The sequence below is a fragment of the Faecalibacillus intestinalis genome, from assembly GCF_003024685.1.
Taxonomy (GTDB): domain Bacteria; phylum Bacillota_I; class Bacilli_A; order Erysipelotrichales; family Coprobacillaceae; genus Faecalibacillus; species Faecalibacillus intestinalis.
The window spans coordinates 27,091-44,341 of record NZ_PYLQ01000002.1 but is presented as its reverse complement, the minus strand read 5'-3'; the positions used below and the strand labels follow the sequence as shown (position 1 = coordinate 44,341).

Below are 17,251 nucleotides of genomic sequence, written 5' to 3'. Positions count from 1 at the left end.
TGTTAATCACCTTCTTTAAACATATATTCAAAATAAGCTTCTTTAAAAGATTTAGCATAACTTCTTGCGATGGGAACTTTCTTGTGTGTTTTTGTTTCAATTTCTATAGAATTAAAATGATCAATAGCAGGCATATGAACTAAGTAACTTCGATGACATTTATAAAATGCATCATTTGTAGTTAATTCATTACTACAATGAACAAAAGTATCTAAAACTTCTAGACATTCACCATCATTTAAACAAAATAAAACTTTTTTATTTTGTGCTTCAACACATTCAATCAAATGATAATAAATTTTACGATATCCTTTATCTGTTTTAACAATAATAGATTCAGGTTCATAATGAAATGCTTGTTTACAATCATTTAAAAGAGAGCATAGTTTTTCATAAGTTGTAGGTTTTAAAAGATATCCACTTGCTTTAACATCATAAGATTCTAAGGCAAATTCAGGAGAAGAGGTTAAAAAAATAATTTTAACGACAGAATCATTTTTTCTAATTTCATGAGCTGTTTCCATACCATTTAATAAAGGCATCATAATATCTAATAAAATAACTTCGATATGACTTTTTTGATAACTATTAATTAAAGCATCCCCATGATTAAAAAGATAAATAGAAACATCTTCATGATGTTCCCTTCCCCATTTTTCTATCATTTCTTTAACTTGATTCATATATAAAAGATCATCATCACATATTGCTATATTCATATACATCACCTAATACTATTTTATCAAAATAAAAACACTTCTTATATACATTTCACACCCTAAAAACGACATTTCGCGCCAATTATAAAAAATAACAATTAAAAAAAGTAAAATAAAAGCATAGAAGGAAATGAATAATATTCAAAGAAAGGGGATAGGGAAAATGAAAATATATAAGAAAGTGATGGCATGTATACTGACATTAATGATGTTCTTTGCACAAATGCCAGTCAACGTATTTGCGGCTAATCAAAAGAATAATATACCACTTGATATTGTCTTGGTTTTAGATGTTTCAGGGAGTATGGTAGATCCTATAACTTTAACTGATAGTACTAAAAGGATTACAATTTTAAAAGATTCAATTAATCAATTTATTGAGGGCTTTGCTGAAAATAATTCAAAACAGAGTGATGAAAAATATCAAAGTAGAATTTCTATTATTAAATTTGCTGGAGATAAATCAGATAAAGTAGGGAATGATACCTATACTGAAAATAGATATAGATATAATTATACGCAAATTATGAATGATTTCTTTACTGCCACAAATGACAATAAAGCAAAGTTAGAAGATGTTGTAAATAGCATTAGTCCTGCAGGGGCAACACGTTCAGATTTTGCAATGGAATTAGCATTAAAACAAATTAATCAAAGTAAAAATGATGAAAGTAGAAAAGATGCCAAAAGAATTGTTTTTTTTGTAACGGATGGTCAGCCAACGACTTTGAATAATTTTGATGATGATGTCGCAAATGGAGCAATTAATACATCAAAAGAAATAAAAAAAGATGCAGAAGTTTATACATTTGGAATGTTTTCTTTAACTGATCCATCTATTACTGGACATGTAGGAAGTGGTAGTTGGTCAGATGCGGAAAAGTTTAATGCTTATATGCATGGAGTTTCTAGTAATTACTCAGATGCCCAAAGTTATAAAAACTTAGGAACTAGAGCAGAAAATAGTGCTTATTATATGGGAGCTAAAAGCTCAAAAGAGGCTACAGCAATATTTGATAGTGTTATAGCTAAATTATTAAGTATGACATATGCTGGTGCAGATTATACAGATGTAGATGCAGCTATTAAAAGAGCAAATTCACTTAATAAAGATAATTATAAAGATTTTTCAAAGGTAGAGGATGCTATTAACGCAGTCAATCGTGATAAAGATATTACTGAACAAGAGGTTGTTAATGGTTATGCTAAGGCTATTAATGAAGCGATTGATCAATTAGAATATAAAGCTGCAGATTATACAGAAGTAGATAAAGCTATTGAAAAAGCAAATAAACTTAATAAAGATAACTATAAAGATTTTTCAAAGGTAGAAGATGCTATTAAAACAGTTGTACGTAGTAAAAATATAACAGAACAAGATGAAGTAGATGCTATGGCAAAAGCCATCAATGATGCAATTGATGCATTAGTATTCCAATTAAAAATCAAATATGGTTCCAATGGTGGAACAGGAACAATGGCTAATCCAACTGTTGAATTAGATAAAGAATTTATTTTCCAAAAATGCGAATATGTTGCTCCAAATGGAAAACATTTTAAAGGTTGGCAAGTAGACAATACTGTTTATAAAGTAGGAGATGAAAGAGTATTTACTAAAGATGATCAAAATAAGGAAATTAAAGCAGTTTGGGAAGAACATACTTTTGATCAAAAATTAAAAGAAGTCAATGGAGTAAGTACTTTAAAAGACAAAGCAACATGTACAACAAATGCTATCTATTATAAAAGCTGTGCTTGTGGTCAAGTAAGTACTACAGAAACATTTGAAGATAAAGATACAAAATTAGGACATGAATATACAAAACAAATAAAAGATTCAAAATACTTAAAATCTCAAGGAAGTAACTGTCAAGAACATGATGTATATTGGTATGCATGTTCAAGATGTGATGTAAGTGCTAAAGATGATGAAAATGCACAAGATAAGTATTATGAATCTGCAGAAGTAGGAAATCATGTATTCTCTAAAGATTGGCATAAAGATTCTAATAATCATTGGCATTCATGCACAGTTCCAGGATGTAATGAAGTTTCAGATAAAGGAAATCATGTGTATAATCAAGAAGTTGAAAGTAGTGAATATTTAGCGACTCCAGCTACTTGTATGACACCTGCTAGATATTATAAGAGTTGTATTTGTGGAGCAAAAGGTACAGAAGCATTTGCAGCAACAGGTACTCATTTAGGACATGCTTATATAGAAGTTAAGAATCCACAATTTTTAAGAGAAAAAGCAACTAATTGTAAGGAACACGATACATATTGGTATGTATGTTCAAGATGTGGAAAAACATCAAAAACAATCAATAAATATTATGAAGATAAGGATTCTAAAGGAGAACATATATCAAGTGATTGGATCATTGATCAACAACCAACAGTAGCTAAAGAAGGATCAAAACATAAAGAATGTACAGTATGTAAAGAAGTGTTAGAAACAGAAAAGATTGCTAAGTTAGAAAATGTGAAAACTGAAACAAAGAAAGAAGAAACAGCTTCTAAAAAAGAAATAAAAGTAGAAAGTAAAAAAGCTGTAACAACAGGAGATAATACAAATAGTATTGTGCCAATAGTTTTACTAGGTATAAGCTTATTAGGAATTTATATGATTGTAATGAAAAAATATGTTCGTTAGAAAGTAAAAGAGAGAAGATTTGGTTCTTCTCTTTTTGTTATAATGGATAAGAGGTGATACATAATGCAGATAATAGTGATTATCTTTTTTGTAATTATATTATTCATATTTTTACTTTTAAGTTTATCAAGTGATGAAGATGATGAAGATCAAAAAAGAATTGCAGGGAAAGAAGGAGAATTACAAGCAAAGAAGATATTAGATCATTATTTAAATGAAAATGGTTTGTTATTGAAATATTATTGTTATGGTTCATTAAAAAGCATTGAAGAAGCCACAAATTATCTTCATTGTAGTCGAAGACAATTACAAAGAATCTTAAAGAAACTTTGTGATGAAGGAAAAATGATTAAAGAAGGTAAAGGAAAGTATAAAATAAAGGGGTGAAATTTTTCACCCCTTAAAATTAAGCATTTAACATTTTGTTAGCAAGTTTTTTAGCCACAACGACTAATAAAACAGCAACTGCAGCAAGAATAGCTGAACCAATGAATCCCATCACATAAGATCCTGTAGCATCAAAGAAACTTGCGGAAATCTTAGGACCAACGAAAGCCCCAATACCATAACCAATAAAGATCAAACCATAGTTTCTATTATAATATTTAGAACCAAAGATTGTTTTAACCATTGGTGCGAAAACAACAAGTAATCCACCAAATGAGAAACCAACTAAAGCAATACAAGCGACAAAGTATGCAAATGAATGAGCTACTGTTAACATAAGCATTGAAATACCATTTAAAATCAAGACAAGAATTAAAGAATTCCATCCTTTTAACTTATCATAAATAACACCAAATGATAAACGACCAAACATATTAAATAAAGTCATTAAACTTACACATAAAGCTGCATCCATCGCTGATAAACCAATTTGAGTTTGAGCAATTGGTGATGTTGCAGAAACCATCATTGTTCCAGCGGCATTAGCGAAAATAAACATTACTAATAATACCCAGAAGATTGGAGTTTTAACCATTTGAGGAATATTATAATCTTTTGTATGTAATTCTTTGCTTTGTTGTGCATTTGGTACCCAACCTTCAGGAGTCCATCCATCAGGACAAGGAACAATCATCCAAGCAACAGCTCCAACACCGATTAAGAATACAACACCTAAAATTTTACAAGCCATTGGTGCTCCAAAGTTATCAATTAACATTTGAGCGATAGGTGACATAATGAAAGGCCCACAAGCAGCTCCAGCTTGAACTAAACCAGAGATAGAACCACTTTTATCTGGGAACCATTTTAATGCTGTTGGTAAACATGCAGGATAAATTGTTCCAGCACCAGCACCAGCAATGACACCATAAGCAATATATAAGAATGGAATAGATGAAGCAAAACCAGTTAAGATCCATCCTCCAGCAAATAAAACTAAACCAATATAAATTGCGACTCTTGGTTGTAATTTTTCAGCTAAAATACCACCAAGGAAACCTACTGCACAGTAGATAAACATATAAATTGTGTATGCCATTGAAAAATCTGAATTACTCCATCCAAATTGATTACAAAATGGCAAACAGAATAAACTAAAGAAGGCAGTGGCAGAAGTGAATAAACTTTGAATCCAAACTCCTGCAAAAACACGCCAACGTGTTGCTTTTGTAATTTTCATATTCTCTTTTCTCCCTTTATTATTGTAAAGTACCTAAATCAAGTGGTACACCTTGTCCATTAAATTTACCAGCTTCTCTACTAGTTCCTAACCAGTAAACCATACTAGCGATATCTTCTACTTCAAGGAATGGAACTCCTGCATACATTTCTTCAACAGATTTGAAATCTTTACCAGTTAAATCATTAATGAATTTAACATAATCCATTGTTTCACACATTGGAGTTTTAACTTTAGTAGGACATAAAGCATTAACAATAATTCCTTTAGAACCCACTTCTTTAGCAAGAGTTTTAGTTAATCCTAAAATACCCCATTTACTCATACAATAAGTAGCTAATTGAGGAGTACCATATAAACCAGAAGTTGATGAAATATTAATAATACGACCAAATCCTTGTTTTAACATATATTGAGCAGCATATTTATCAGTACGCCAAGTACCAATTAAGTTAATATCCATTACTTTTTCAACTTGTTCATCAGTTAATTCCCAAGTATAACCGAAGTTAATAACACCAGCATTAGCAATCACAACATCTAAACGACCAAATGTTTCCCATGCTGAAGCAAATAATGCTTCCATATCTTCAGTAGAAGTAATGTTTGCTTTTTTAGCTAAAACTTTTGCTCCTTTAGCTTCACAACTAGCAATTGTTTCTTTAAATGCTTCGTGAGATGGATCTAACATATCGGCTAAAACAACATTAAATCCGTTTTCAGCATATTTGTAGGCATGAGCATGACCTTGTCCCATTGCTCCACCTGTAATAAGAACAACTTTTTTTTCTTCCATAATTTTTCTCTCCCTTTGTTATTTATTTAACATCACATGTTATTTTTTTAACAAAGTCATTTTAAACTCTCAAACGATTTGAGAGTCAAGGGGGTAAAAAAGTGTCAAATAAGGTCAAAAAAGAGGAAAATATGTTATAATTTGGTGAAAACTTTAAAACAATTTGAAGGTTGGGGGATTATGTACAATACTTATACAATAGGAGAACTTGCTAAAATACTAGGAATTACAGCTGAAACAATTCGTTATTATGAAAGAAAAGGAATCATTGCGCCCATCCATGATCAAGAAACAGGATATCGCTATTATACAACTTGGGATCTTCATATGCTGATTCGTGCACGTTGTTATCTTGGCTTTGGTTTATCTATTGAAGAAACAGCGGGAATACTCCAAAGTAAGTCTTTAGAAGAAATTGATGATTTATTAGAAGAACAAGAACAAATCATTCAAAAGAATATTATTTATCAAATGAATTTATTGAAAAGATTGCGTACGAATAGAAAGTTGATTAGTCGAAGTGAAAACTTAAACTTTACTTTACAAAAAAGACCAGGAATCTATCGTATTGATACACAAAAATGTTATACGATAGATTTAAAGAAAGAAGAACGTGAAGAACTTAAAGAATTTTGTCAAAAAATACCATTTGTTTTTTCTACGGCGCTTTTTCCTAAAGAACATATTGAAAATGAAAATAAGGAATTCTACTATGGAATAGGGGTAGAGGAAGAATTTGCGGGAGTACTTGATATTAAGGAAAGTGAATATGTTCATTACTATCCTGAACAGTTATGTCTTTATATGTGCGTTCCTTCTCGTTCGAGTCAAATACTGACATATGAGGTTTTACAGCCCGCCTTTGATTATATGGAAAAAAATAATCTCCAACTTGCAGGAGATGTGATTTCTCAAGTGGTTTCAATGTGGAAACCTGAAGACGAATATTTTAATTATCATACAATTTGGATTCCAGTCCAATAAAAAAGCAATTTCAACCGAAATTGCTTTTTATCTTGATCTTTGTAATGATTTTTTAAGAATAGAATCATCGATGAAGCGAATATATGTTTCTAATGTCTTTTGTCCATAAGTAAAACGTAATTTTGTTTTCTTTGGATAAGTCACTCTTTTAATTTTTCTATAATCAAATAAAACACGACCAATTAAAACTTGTTTTTGTCCAAAGAAAATAATCCATTGAATCATTAAATAGAAAACAAAAGAATAAATTGTTAAAGCATTTAATGGTAAATAAACACTATCAACATCTCCACTTAATAAATGCGTAATCATGTAATAGATACAATAAACAAGCATTACTAAATAAATAACAATAATGATTGCATAGAATATTTTTCCTTGCATGTTTAAACCACAAACCATGGTATCATCTTTCTTCTTTGTTTTAATAATTGTAGCTACGAAATTAATGACAAGATAAGTAATCCACACTAAAATAACAGCTACTAAAATAGGTAATAAATATTTTAAATCTCCCATAAAAGACGCTCCTTTAAATAATTACCTTATTATTATACAAGAAAAAACAAAAATAGTATAGTTAAAAAATAAAGACAATCAGACTTTATGTTATAATGTGGGTAAATTAAGAAAGAGGAAATACCATGGAAATAACAAAAGAAATATTAGAAAGCATTTTAGATGCTTATAGTTATGAAATTGTTTTTGTTGATCGTCAACATATTGTACGTTATATGAATAAAACTGCAAAGAAACGCTATGGTGATCGTGTACAAATTAACCAAAGCTTATTTAATTGTCATAATGAAAATTCTAAAAAGAAAATCGAAGAATTTTTAAAAAGAGCAGATAATGGTGAAGATGAAATGTTTGAAACGTATAATATGAAAACAGGTGAAAGAGAATTCTTTGTACCTGTTAGAGATTCTAATAAACACGTCATTGGTTATTTTGAAAGACATGAAATGCCTTGGGATGATGAACATCCAGAAATACCTGTTTTTGAATATTGGAAACATAGAAGATAGTATGAAAGCTATCTTCTTTTAAAAATGTCTTGCATAATATTCATCAAAGGTTAATCCGCTTTTTTCAATCTTTTGAGCAAGTTCTTTACCAACGTAACGGATGTGCCAAGCTTCATAACTGTATCCTGTTAAATTTTCTTTATCTTTAGGATAACGTAAAATAAAACCATAGTTGCTTAACTGACTTAAAAACCAAGAATATTGAGGGTGATTTTCAACTTCTTCATATTTATATTGATCTAAAGCAATATCTAAGCCTAACCCCGTTGTATGTTCACTATGACCAGGACGTGAACAAGTTTCATCTGCTCTTTCTACACTATAAGTTTCTACCATATGATTATAAATTTCTTTTTGCCAGGCTGTTGAACGATAGCCTGAAGTCACATACAGTTCAAAACCTTTATTTATACAAGCTTGTTTTAAAGCTTGAAAATCATCATAAATCACTTTTCTAGCAGTATGTTTACTATAAGAACTTCCATAAGTACCTGCGTTTGTATTTATTTCAACAAGATCACTCGGTTCATAGGTTTCATCTAATTGATAATATTTATTAACAATTGTATTTAAATCATTAGGATGTTCTTGTTTGATGATTTTTCCATAAAAATCAAAATCACGATTCATATTTACAAGTGTAATAACTTCTTTTTTACTTAAATCTTGGTGTGCTTTTTGGTAGGTATCATATCTTTCTTTATATTCTTGATGATAAAAACTTATTTCAGGTGTTTGTTTCTTTTTTACCGTTTTTACTTCCTGAGTATTCTTTTTAGGAAAGAAAAAAACGATACTACCAACCATACAGATTATTAATATTAATAGACTTATTCTTTTCTTCATATAAACCTCACATTTCTATATCAATATCATCATTACTAATCATTTGTTTAACATAATTTTTGAATTCTTTAATGATATTAGCTTGATCTTTTAAAATACTATGTTGACTAGCAAGAGTAGAAGTATATTCTTTAAGTGAATAAATAGTTACAACATTATCATTATAATGATTGACAAGAGGAACATATTGAATATTTTCAATACTGATTTCATCTTCTTTTTTAACAAAATCAAAACATACCATTCCTTCTAACTGATTATAAACATCTTTCATCGTACTTAAAAAATTACCTAAAGAATAAATAACAAGTGTATGATTGATTTTTTCAATAGGTTGAATTAAATGAGGATGATTTCCAATTACAACATCAACACCTAAATCAGCAAAATAATGAGCATATTCTTGTTGTAAATCAGATAATTCACTATGTCCTTCTTTACCCCAATGAACAGCTACAATAACTACATCACTTTGAGCTTTAGCGTTGTTTACATCTTCTTTAATTTGTTCCTTATCTAATTGTCCTAATATATAAGGATACGTTTTTAATTGTTTTTGAATAGATTTATAGTTGGTTGTTTCATTAACACCAAAAGTATAAGCTAAAAGACTAAAACGAATTCCGTTTTTTTCAATGACTCTTATTGTTTGCCGGTCTTCTTGATTTTCATATAGTCCAGAAAAGAGAATATCGGAATGTTGTTTCCAAATATGTGCAGATGATATCAAAGCATTTTTTCCTAGATCCATGGAATGATTTGTAGCACTAGAAGCCATATTAAATCCTGTATCTTGTAGATCATCAATTAAAGATTCAGGAGAATTAAAATTAGGATAACCTTTAATTCCATAAGAATCACCAGCAATCAAAGTTTCTTGATTAATATAAGCTAAATCATGATCAGAAATATATTTTTTTATATTTTGATAACAAGGTTTAAAATTATAGGTTGTATTATTTCCTTGTTTTAAGGCATATTGATAAACATTTTCATGGATAATATTGTCTCCTACTGCAACAAAGGAAACAGTAGGATAGGATGTGTTTTTTTTATTTTTTTTATGTATTGTTCTAGGTTGGATAAGAGTAGAATAATAAGAAAATATAAAATAAAAAAGTAAACATAGTGTTATTAAGAAAGTGATTGAAACAAAGAATATTTTTTTCTTATTTATTTTTTTCATATATTTTCCAGCCTTTCCTTTTGATTATAAATATATTATTATTAATTTAATAAAAAATAAACATTTTGGAGAAAAAAAATGAAAAACAGTGAAACATTTGAACGATATGAAATAGAATACCAAAACGCCGATTATTATGGTGAATATAAATATGCGGATTTATTATCAAAGCTTTCTAATCTTGCAACTAAAAATGCGATGGAAATAGGTTTGTGGAAGGAAAGTTTTAATGGAAAATATGGTTGGGTATTAGTTAAACAAACAGTTAAATTAAAAAGACCACTATTAGTAGGAGAGGAACTGATAGTTTCTACACGTGCTAAAGGGGAAAGAAAAATTCAATATTTTAGAACCTATGATTTAAAAATTAATGATGAAGTTGTAGGAGGCATTTATTCTATTTGGACATTAATAGATATTGAAAAAAGAAGAATTGTCAGACCACAAAAAGTAGGAATTACAATTCCTGAATGTGAAGAATATTCGAGTTTTGTAGAAAAATACGAGCCGCTTTTAGATATAGAGACTCAAAAAGTTCAAACAAGAGAAGTCATGTATAGTGATATTGATTTAAATAAGCATATGAATAATGCAAGATATCTTGAATGGGTCATGGATCTTCTTCCTCAAAACGTATTAGAAAAATATTTTATTGGAGAAATGACAATGCACTATCAAAAAGAAATTGCTCCAGAGAGTATTGTGGATTTATATTATGGGCAAGAAGATGATCATTTTAAAATAGAATTTAAGATTGCAGAACAAATACATTTTGTCATATCAGGAAGATTTAAAGAAAAGAAAGAGTAATGGATAAAGTTATATCATAATATACTAAGAAAAAAGTGATTCTCATTTAAAACAAGAATCACTTTTCTTATCTATTAATACATTGCAGGAGTTGGAACTTCGTTTTTAGAAGTATCTTTTGCATCGGCAATACCTGCTTCGGTTGTAATGAATAATGAAGCAATACTGCAAGCATTTAATAATGCGCTACGAGTGACTTTAGTTGGATCAATGATTCCTTTTTCAAACATATCGACCCATTGTCCATTTTTAGCATCAAAACCATAATTCTTTTTTACAGTTTTTTGATTTTCAACAATATCTTCTGCATTATATCCAGCATTTTCAGCAATTTGTTGAATTGGAGCAAATAAGGCTTCCATGACAATATGAATACCTTTTTGAATATCTACATTATCAGATTTTAATTGAGGTTTAACTTCTTTATATGCTTCTACTAAAGCAGCACCACCACCAATAACAATACCTTCTTCAACAGCGGCTTTAGTGGCATTTAAAGCATCTTCAATACGTAATTTCTTTTCTTTTAATTCACTTTCAGTTGTTGCGCCAACTTTAATTGTTGCTACGCCATTTGATAATTTACCCAAACGTTCTTTTAATTGTTTTTGATCATAAGAAGAAGTTGTTTTCGCTAATTGATTTTCAATACTTTCAATGCGTTGTTTTAAACTATCTGATGGATTATTACCAGCAATCATTGTTGTATGATCTTTTGTAACGATTACTTTTTTAATTGTTCCTAATTGATCAAGAGTAACATCTTTTAATTCCATAGAAATATCTTTATTAATAAAGGTACTCCCAGTTAAAGCAGCAATATCTTGTAATAATTCTTTTTGGTTATCTCCAAATCCAGGAGCTTTTGTTGCGACAACATTGAATGTTCCTCTTAGTTTATTTAAAACAAGTGTTGAAATAACTTCGTTTTCAAAGTCATCAGCAATTAATAATAATGGTTTATTACTTTGAACGATTTGTTCAAGAATTGGAAGAATTTCTTGTAAATTATTGATTTTATGATTTGTAATAAAGATATAAGGATTTTCTATTTCAACAGTCATTTTATCATGATCTGTGACCATATAAGGAGAAACATATCCTTTATCATATTGCATACCTTCATTGATTTCTAAGACGTTGTCAAAACTATTAGATTCATCAACATTGATAATTCCATTTTTACCAACTTTATCCATTGCTGAAGCAATCAATTGACCAATTTCTTCATTACCAGCTGAAATAGTCGCTACTGAAGCAATATCTTGACTTGTTTCTACTTTATGTGAATTTTTCAAAACAACATCAGCAACTTCTTTACCTGCTTTTTCAATACCTTCACGCATTAAAACAGGATTAGCTCCTTTATCTACAGCTTTCAATCCATTCACGATCATATTTCGAGCAAGAATAGTTGCTGTGGTTGTCCCATCACCAGCTACATCATTGGTTTTATTGGCTACTTCATATACAAGCTTAGCTCCCATATTTTCAAATTTATCTTCAAGTTCTATTTCCTTAGCGATACTTACACCATCATTTGTAATTAATGGAGAACCATAACCTTTATCTAAGACCACATTACGTCCTTTAGGACCTAATGTTACACTAACTGCATCCGCTAAAACATTCACACCTTTTAACATTGATTGACGTGCATCATTTGAAAATCTTACTTCTTTACTCATAAATATCTGCCCCCTTATTCAAATTTTGCAATAATATCTTTTTCATCAATAACAATATAATCTTGATCGTCTACAGTTACCTTAGTTCCTGAATATTCTTTATAAATTACACGATCATTTTCTTTTAATGATGAAGTACATTCATCACCAACGGCAATGACATTTGCAATCGAAGGAACTTCTTTTTTTTCTGTTGATAAAACAATTCCACTTGCTGTCTTATTTTCTTTTTCTTCTTTTTTTATTAATACAAATTTATGCAATGGTTTAATCATACTATTCACTCCTTTAGCACTCACCATATCCTTGTGCTAGTTTGTATTATAGTCTTATATGTTAACTTAATGTGAACTTTTTAGCACTTAAATCAATTAAGTGCTAAATCGAGGTTACAAAAAAGTGCCTACTTTACCAAATAAAAAAGCTACTTTATGATGTTAGTGAAAGGAAGGATAAGAAATGATTAATAAAGAAAATTGGAAAGAAAATTATACACATATTTCAAATGAAGTGATTGATAATGAAAAGGTTTTAAGAGTTGTTAAAAGTGGAAAAATTAATGAATATGATGAAAATACATACGCTAAATTAGTTGATTCATCATTTCATAATGGAATTATTGAAGTAAAGATGTTAAGTCGTTTATTAAAAGATGCTCCTGATTTTGCCAGAGGGTTTATTGGTATTGCTTATCGTATTAATGAAGATGATACAAAGTTTGAATCATTTTATGTAAGACCAACAAATGGTAGACAATGTGATGATTCAGTAAGAAAGCAGCATGGTTGTCAATATTTTTCTTATCCAACCTATACATTTGCTTATTTTAGAGAACATGGTATTACAAAATATGAAAATCAAGTAGATATTGATTTAAATGAATGGATCAGTTTAAAAGCTGTGATTGAAGATGAAAAAGCTACATTTTATTTAAATGATGATCCTCAACCATTATTGGTAGTGGATCAAATGATTCATGGTAAATCTATGAGAGGAAATATTGGTTTCTTTGTAGATATTGGAACAGAAGCTTTTTTTAAAGATTTAAAAATTACTTATTTTGATTAAAAGATAATTTCTAGAAGTCTAACGCTGTTAGACTTCTTTTTTTATGGCTTTTATATTTTGTAATATTTAACCTTTTAAATGGTAGAGATGTTAAAATTATATTCAATATCTTTTTTTGATGAGATTAGGAAAATTATTGCATTTTTAAATGTAGAAGGTTTCCTTTTGACAAAATTTTAATTTGATATAATAAAGATAGAGGAAGGTGGAAATACCAATGAGAATGTATCTAATTATGAAAGATTTTATAAATTCAAATATATATCTCTCACTAGATTACTTTGTTCAAAAGTATGATGTTTCAAAAAGAACGATTCAAAATGACTTATCATACTTAATGCGTATTTCTCCTCGAAAAGGTTTTACATTTCATAACAAAAGAGGTTCTGGATATCTCTTAGAAATAACAAATGAAGAATTGTTTAAAGATTTTATGGAAAGCTTAAATGAAGGTATTTATTTTCAGGTTAAAGAAAGACCAGCACAAATTTTAGCTTATCTTGCTATTCAAACTGGATATATTTCAATGGATAACATTGCAGATACTTTTCAAGTATCTAAGACTGTTATAAAGCATGATATGAATGATGTTGAAAATCTAGCAAAGAGTTATCATTTTGAATTAGAAAGAAAAACACATTATGGTATTTTGTTACGTTATGAATTGACATCTTTTAAAAAGTACTTAGTTGAAGAATATTTAAATCAAAATGTTTTTATTCAAACGGCAGTAAATGATGTTATTGAAGAATTTAATGACATTGAACAAAAGTTAATTAGACAGTTGAATAAAGAAGGATTGAAAATCAACTATAATGAACTTTTAAATGTGATTGAGTATTTAAAAATTGTTATTTATATTGCACATAGACAAGATGAACAAAAAGAGGAATTTATTTTTGATAAAAATAATGAAATTCATCGAATTGTTGAATTCTTAGTTGGAATATTAGAAAAGAAATATGCTATAGGATTAAGTAAAAAAAGCATAGAAGAGATTTTAAAAGTTTTACAAAAAAATATAAAAAGAGAAATAGGTTCAATATCTTCTTTTACAAATTATTTAAAAGAAGACATTGAAGAATTTATAAAACAAATAGATGAAAAATATGATACGAAATTTCTTGAAGATGAAGACTTTAAGAAAATGTTGTTAACACATGTTTCATTATTAATAGATAGATTACATAATAAAATTTCATATCAAAATCCATTAGCCAATGAGCTAAATATTACATACCCAATGATGTTTAATATCGCTCTTCAATTTTGTAGCATGTTACATGAAAAATACAACGTTGAAGTGACATTTGATGAAATTGGTTTTGTAGCGATGCATTTTGCATCGCATATGGAAAAGGAAAAACAAGGTAAATTGTTATCTTATAATCATATTGGAATTGTTTGTTCATCAGGTGGTGGAAGTGCTTATATGATCAAGATACAAATTGAATCATTATTTCCTCAAGCAGAGGTACAAACATTTTCATTTTTACAACAAGATGAATTGAAAACATTTCAACCTGATTTAATTTTTACAATCATGCCTTTATCTCAAGAAATCAAGACACCAATTATTTATATTAAAGAACTACTTGATGATAGAGATTTAGTTAAGATTAAACAAATTTTACAATGTGAAGAATATGATCCTTATACTTTGATTCAAGATAATCCTATGTATTATTCATTTTTTTCTAAAGATTTTTTTAAATTTATAGAAGCAGATAGTTATGAAAATATTATTCGGATGATGGGACAAGAATTAGAGGAAAAAGGTTATGGTAAAAAAGGCTATACTGATTTGATTTTTGAACGTGAATCGTATGTAAGTACTATTTATACAAATGGAGTTTGTATACCCCATCCACTTGAAACAGACGCACTTAAAAATATGATTTCTGTAGCTATTTTAAAGAAACCATTTGTACAAAATGGCAAAGAAATAAAAATAGTTTTTATGATTTGTTTAAAGAAAGATCAAGTTGAAATATATAAAGTAATAACTAAAAAGTTATATCGTTTAATGCAAAAGAGTAATTATGTTGAAATGTTAACGAAGGTTGATTCTTTTGAAGAAATGATGAGTTTAATGAAAGAAATAGGAGGTGGAAATAATGAATAGTGAATTGTTAAAAGAATTGAGTAATGCTGATAGTGTAGCATCAGTGGAAGATGAAGTAAGATCGATTCTCTATCGAGAATTAGCAAAACATAGTGATGAAGTTTTTAGTGATTGTTTAGGAAGTATTATCTTTCATAAGAAAGGAACTTCACCCAATCCTTTAAAAATTATGTTTTGTGCTCATATAGATGAAGTAGGTTTTATGGTAAGACATATTTCTGATATTGGTTTTGTATATTTAGTGGCTTTAGGTTCAGTTTTAAATAAAAGCAAAGAAATGCAAATGGTTAGAATTACGACGCAAGATGGTAAAAAAGTGGAAGGCTTATTAAATGTGACTAAAGATAGCAACGGTAACGTTAAAGAAATGTACGTTGATATTGGAGTTGATAGTGCAGATGAAGTAAAAGCTTTAGGAATTGATGTTGGTGACATGGTTTGTTTTGCTAGTGAAGCAAGACAGATTCAAGATAAAGTGATTGCTGGCAAGGCAATGGACGATCGAACAGGATGCTATGTCATGATAGAAGCGATGAAAAGAATTTATGGAGATGTTGAAAATGATATTTATTTTGTAGGAACAAGTAGTGAAGAAGTTGGTGTAAGAGGTGGTAAAACAGCGACTCATCTTATTGATCCTGATATTGTTTTTGCACTTGATGTTGCAAATAATCCAGAACTTGTTAAAAACTATACGAATCATCGTTTAATTGGTAAAGGACCAATGATTGTTCATTATGACAAAACTCTTTCACCAAATAAAAAATTGATTAAATATGTTAAAGAATTAGCCAGTAAACATGGAATACCTTATCAAAGCGATATGTTCGGTGGAGGAGGAACAGATGCTGGAAATGCACACTTAGAAAAAGGTGGACGTTTGGCACTTGTTTTAGGAATACCACTTAGATATTGTCATGGATCTTATTCATTTGTTCATAGTGATGATTTAGAAAGTTTGACACAGTTAGTTAACTGCTTAATAGATCATTTGACATATCAAGATTATCAAAATTTTATTAATTTTATTGGAGGATAAACAAATGACAGAAACGGAACAAATTATTGTAGGATTAATTTCTTCAGCTGGACAAAGCAAATCTTTAGCTTTTGAAGCATTGAAGAAAGTAAAAACAGGTGAATATGATGAAGCAAGAAAGATATTAGAACAAGCTAAAGAAGCTGATTTACAAGCTCACACTGTTCAAACAAAGCTTATTCAAGCCGAAATGTCAGGCTCTGGAAATAAGCCAGAAGTTGGGTTATTAATGGTTCATGCACAAGACCATTATATGACTTCTCAATTAGCAAGAGATCTAATTGAAGAACTAATAAATGTATTTGAAGCAAAGGAGGGTAAATAATGAGAATTGTATTATGCTGTGCAGGTGGACTTTCTACAACAATGCTTATGAATAGTATGAAAGATACAGTACATAACAGTGCAAAATTAAATGATGCTGATTTTGATTTTATCGCTATTCCAATTGATATTCTACAATCTGAAGCAGACAATTGTGATGTTTTAGTTTTAGGACCACAAGTTGCACATAAATTAGATGCAGTAAAACCTATCATCGAACCTCGTAAGATTCCTTATGTTATTGTTGATCAAGAAACATATGGAAAAATGGATGGGGCAACTGTCATGAAACAAGCGTTAATTGCGCGTAGAAAAGCAGATTTAAAAAAATAATTTTATGGGGAGGAAAAAAACG

The 17,251-nt window shown here is 29.2% G+C and carries 18 protein-coding genes; 10 read left to right on the top strand and 8 right to left on the bottom strand.

From position 1 onward, the window contains the following. Window positions 1-2 precede the first annotated feature (2 nt). Window positions 3-719 carry a LytR/AlgR family response regulator transcription factor gene (locus tag C7U54_RS01755; protein ID WP_199596425.1) on the bottom strand — a complete coding sequence of 239 codons (717 nt, stop codon included), beginning with the start codon at window positions 717-719 and terminating at the stop codon, window positions 3-5. Between the two features lie 163 nt (window positions 720-882). On the opposite strand from C7U54_RS01755, the gene C7U54_RS01750 reads away from it, so the two are divergent. Together C7U54_RS01750 and C7U54_RS01745 are read left to right on the top strand one after the other, a co-directional pair. Next, complete coding sequence (locus C7U54_RS01750; protein WP_162297479.1) at window positions 883-3,375, top strand: VWA domain-containing protein; 2,493 nt, start codon at window positions 883-885, stop codon at window positions 3,373-3,375. A gap of 63 nt (window positions 3,376-3,438) precedes the next feature. After that, on the top strand, window positions 3,439-3,762 hold the full coding sequence (locus C7U54_RS01745; RefSeq protein WP_107029095.1) for a hypothetical protein: 324 nt from the start codon (window positions 3,439-3,441) through the stop codon (window positions 3,760-3,762). A 19-nt stretch (window positions 3,763-3,781) separates the two neighbouring features. Here the strand turns inward: C7U54_RS01745 and C7U54_RS01740 are convergent, their stop codons facing one another. Together C7U54_RS01740 and C7U54_RS01735 are read right to left on the bottom strand one after the other, a co-directional pair. After that, a complete protein-coding gene (locus C7U54_RS01740; protein ID WP_107029094.1) occupies window positions 3,782-5,002 on the bottom strand; it encodes an L-lactate MFS transporter in 1,221 nt (406 codons plus the stop codon). A 19-nt stretch (window positions 5,003-5,021) separates the two neighbouring features. Continuing rightward, window positions 5,022-5,798 (bottom strand): SDR family NAD(P)-dependent oxidoreductase, encoded by a 777-nt coding sequence (locus C7U54_RS01735; protein ID WP_107029093.1) that lies wholly within the window; start codon window positions 5,796-5,798, stop codon window positions 5,022-5,024. Between the two features lie 180 nt (window positions 5,799-5,978). On the opposite strand from C7U54_RS01735, the gene C7U54_RS01730 reads away from it, so the two are divergent. Continuing rightward, a complete protein-coding gene (locus tag C7U54_RS01730) occupies window positions 5,979-6,782 on the top strand; it encodes a MerR family transcriptional regulator (RefSeq protein ID WP_146137611.1) in 804 nt (267 codons plus the stop codon). 27 nt (window positions 6,783-6,809) lie between these two features. Here C7U54_RS01730 and C7U54_RS01725 read toward each other — a convergent pair whose 3' ends face one another. Continuing rightward, the gene (locus tag C7U54_RS01725) at window positions 6,810-7,301 is read right to left on the bottom strand and encodes a hypothetical protein (RefSeq protein ID WP_022002589.1); all 492 of its coding nucleotides are present in this window, start codon (window positions 7,299-7,301) and stop codon (window positions 6,810-6,812) included. Between the two features lie 125 nt (window positions 7,302-7,426). On the opposite strand from C7U54_RS01725, the gene C7U54_RS01720 reads away from it, so the two are divergent. Continuing rightward, window positions 7,427-7,810: a PAS domain-containing protein gene (locus tag C7U54_RS01720; RefSeq protein ID WP_107029091.1), complete on the top strand. Its 384-nt coding sequence runs from the start codon at window positions 7,427-7,429 to the stop codon at window positions 7,808-7,810. 18 nt (window positions 7,811-7,828) lie between these two features. Here the strand turns inward: C7U54_RS01720 and C7U54_RS01715 are convergent, their stop codons facing one another. Both C7U54_RS01715 and C7U54_RS01710 read right to left on the bottom strand, forming a co-directional pair. After that, window positions 7,829-8,656, bottom strand: coding sequence for a M15 family metallopeptidase (locus tag C7U54_RS01715; protein WP_107029090.1), 828 nt, complete (start codon window positions 8,654-8,656; stop codon window positions 7,829-7,831). A gap of 7 nt (window positions 8,657-8,663) precedes the next feature. Then, complete coding sequence (locus tag C7U54_RS01710) at window positions 8,664-9,842, bottom strand: CapA family protein (protein WP_107029089.1); 1,179 nt, start codon at window positions 9,840-9,842, stop codon at window positions 8,664-8,666. A gap of 78 nt (window positions 9,843-9,920) precedes the next feature. Between C7U54_RS01710 and C7U54_RS01705 the strand changes: the two genes are divergently transcribed. After that, the gene (locus C7U54_RS01705; RefSeq protein ID WP_022002593.1) at window positions 9,921-10,652 is read left to right on the top strand and encodes an acyl-[acyl-carrier-protein] thioesterase; all 732 of its coding nucleotides are present in this window, start codon (window positions 9,921-9,923) and stop codon (window positions 10,650-10,652) included. Window positions 10,653-10,726: 74 nt separating this feature from the next. Here C7U54_RS01705 and groL read toward each other — a convergent pair whose 3' ends face one another. Both groL and C7U54_RS01695 read right to left on the bottom strand, forming a co-directional pair. After that, on the bottom strand, window positions 10,727-12,340 hold the full coding sequence (gene groL / locus C7U54_RS01700; RefSeq protein WP_107029088.1) for a chaperonin GroEL: 1,614 nt from the start codon (window positions 12,338-12,340) through the stop codon (window positions 10,727-10,729). A gap of 14 nt (window positions 12,341-12,354) precedes the next feature. Next, window positions 12,355-12,615: a GroES family chaperonin gene (locus C7U54_RS01695; RefSeq protein WP_022002595.1), complete on the bottom strand. Its 261-nt coding sequence runs from the start codon at window positions 12,613-12,615 to the stop codon at window positions 12,355-12,357. Window positions 12,616-12,799: 184 nt separating this feature from the next. Between C7U54_RS01695 and C7U54_RS01690 the strand changes: the two genes are divergently transcribed. The 5 genes from C7U54_RS01690 (at window position 12,800) to C7U54_RS01670 (ending at window position 17,229) form a co-directional block, all read left to right on the top strand. Continuing rightward, entirely contained in the window at window positions 12,800-13,408 is a 609-nt protein-coding gene (locus tag C7U54_RS01690; RefSeq protein WP_107029087.1) for a hypothetical protein, read from the top strand. Window positions 13,409-13,625: 217 nt separating this feature from the next. After that, complete coding sequence (locus C7U54_RS01685; protein ID WP_107029086.1) at window positions 13,626-15,533, top strand: BglG family transcription antiterminator; 1,908 nt, start codon at window positions 13,626-13,628, stop codon at window positions 15,531-15,533. Beyond that, window positions 15,526-16,572: an aminopeptidase gene (gene ypdE / locus C7U54_RS01680; RefSeq protein WP_107029085.1), complete on the top strand. Its 1,047-nt coding sequence runs from the start codon at window positions 15,526-15,528 to the stop codon at window positions 16,570-16,572. The genes C7U54_RS01685 and ypdE overlap by 8 nt, the downstream gene beginning before the upstream one ends. A 4-nt stretch (window positions 16,573-16,576) precedes the next feature. Further along, complete coding sequence (locus C7U54_RS01675; protein ID WP_022002599.1) at window positions 16,577-16,897, top strand: PTS lactose/cellobiose transporter subunit IIA; 321 nt, start codon at window positions 16,577-16,579, stop codon at window positions 16,895-16,897. Beyond that, a complete protein-coding gene (locus C7U54_RS01670) occupies window positions 16,897-17,229 on the top strand; it encodes a PTS sugar transporter subunit IIB (protein ID WP_022002600.1) in 333 nt (110 codons plus the stop codon). Before C7U54_RS01675 ends, C7U54_RS01670 begins: the two co-directional genes overlap by 1 nt. Window positions 17,230-17,251: the final 22 nt, after the last annotated feature.

What these genes read in the sequence shown, in the direction of transcription:
- C7U54_RS01755 (WP_199596425.1), bottom strand. Translation starts at nt 719, where the DNA reads ATGAATATAGCAATATGTGATGATGATCTTTTATATATGAATCAAGTT.
- C7U54_RS01750 (WP_162297479.1), top strand. Translation starts at nt 883, where the DNA reads ATGAAAATATATAAGAAAGTGATGGCATGTATACTGACATTAATGATG.
- C7U54_RS01745 (WP_107029095.1), top strand. Translation starts at nt 3,439, where the DNA reads ATGCAGATAATAGTGATTATCTTTTTTGTAATTATATTATTCATATTT.
- C7U54_RS01740 (WP_107029094.1), bottom strand. Translation starts at nt 5,002, where the DNA reads ATGAAAATTACAAAAGCAACACGTTGGCGTGTTTTTGCAGGAGTTTGG.
- C7U54_RS01735 (WP_107029093.1), bottom strand. Translation starts at nt 5,798, where the DNA reads ATGGAAGAAAAAAAAGTTGTTCTTATTACAGGTGGAGCAATGGGACAA.
- C7U54_RS01730 (WP_146137611.1), top strand. Translation starts at nt 5,979, where the DNA reads ATGTACAATACTTATACAATAGGAGAACTTGCTAAAATACTAGGAATT.
- C7U54_RS01725 (WP_022002589.1), bottom strand. Translation starts at nt 7,301, where the DNA reads ATGGGAGATTTAAAATATTTATTACCTATTTTAGTAGCTGTTATTTTA.
- C7U54_RS01720 (WP_107029091.1), top strand. Translation starts at nt 7,427, where the DNA reads ATGGAAATAACAAAAGAAATATTAGAAAGCATTTTAGATGCTTATAGT.
- C7U54_RS01715 (WP_107029090.1), bottom strand. Translation starts at nt 8,656, where the DNA reads ATGAAGAAAAGAATAAGTCTATTAATATTAATAATCTGTATGGTTGGT.
- C7U54_RS01710 (WP_107029089.1), bottom strand. Translation starts at nt 9,842, where the DNA reads ATGAAAAAAATAAATAAGAAAAAAATATTCTTTGTTTCAATCACTTTC.
- C7U54_RS01705 (WP_022002593.1), top strand. Translation starts at nt 9,921, where the DNA reads ATGAAAAACAGTGAAACATTTGAACGATATGAAATAGAATACCAAAAC.
- groL (WP_107029088.1), bottom strand. Translation starts at nt 12,340, where the DNA reads ATGAGTAAAGAAGTAAGATTTTCAAATGATGCACGTCAATCAATGTTA.
- C7U54_RS01695 (WP_022002595.1), bottom strand. Translation starts at nt 12,615, where the DNA reads ATGATTAAACCATTGCATAAATTTGTATTAATAAAAAAAGAAGAAAAA.
- C7U54_RS01690 (WP_107029087.1), top strand. Translation starts at nt 12,800, where the DNA reads ATGATTAATAAAGAAAATTGGAAAGAAAATTATACACATATTTCAAAT.
- C7U54_RS01685 (WP_107029086.1), top strand. Translation starts at nt 13,626, where the DNA reads ATGAGAATGTATCTAATTATGAAAGATTTTATAAATTCAAATATATAT.
- ypdE (WP_107029085.1), top strand. Translation starts at nt 15,526, where the DNA reads ATGAATAGTGAATTGTTAAAAGAATTGAGTAATGCTGATAGTGTAGCA.
- C7U54_RS01675 (WP_022002599.1), top strand. Translation starts at nt 16,577, where the DNA reads ATGACAGAAACGGAACAAATTATTGTAGGATTAATTTCTTCAGCTGGA.
- C7U54_RS01670 (WP_022002600.1), top strand. Translation starts at nt 16,897, where the DNA reads ATGAGAATTGTATTATGCTGTGCAGGTGGACTTTCTACAACAATGCTT.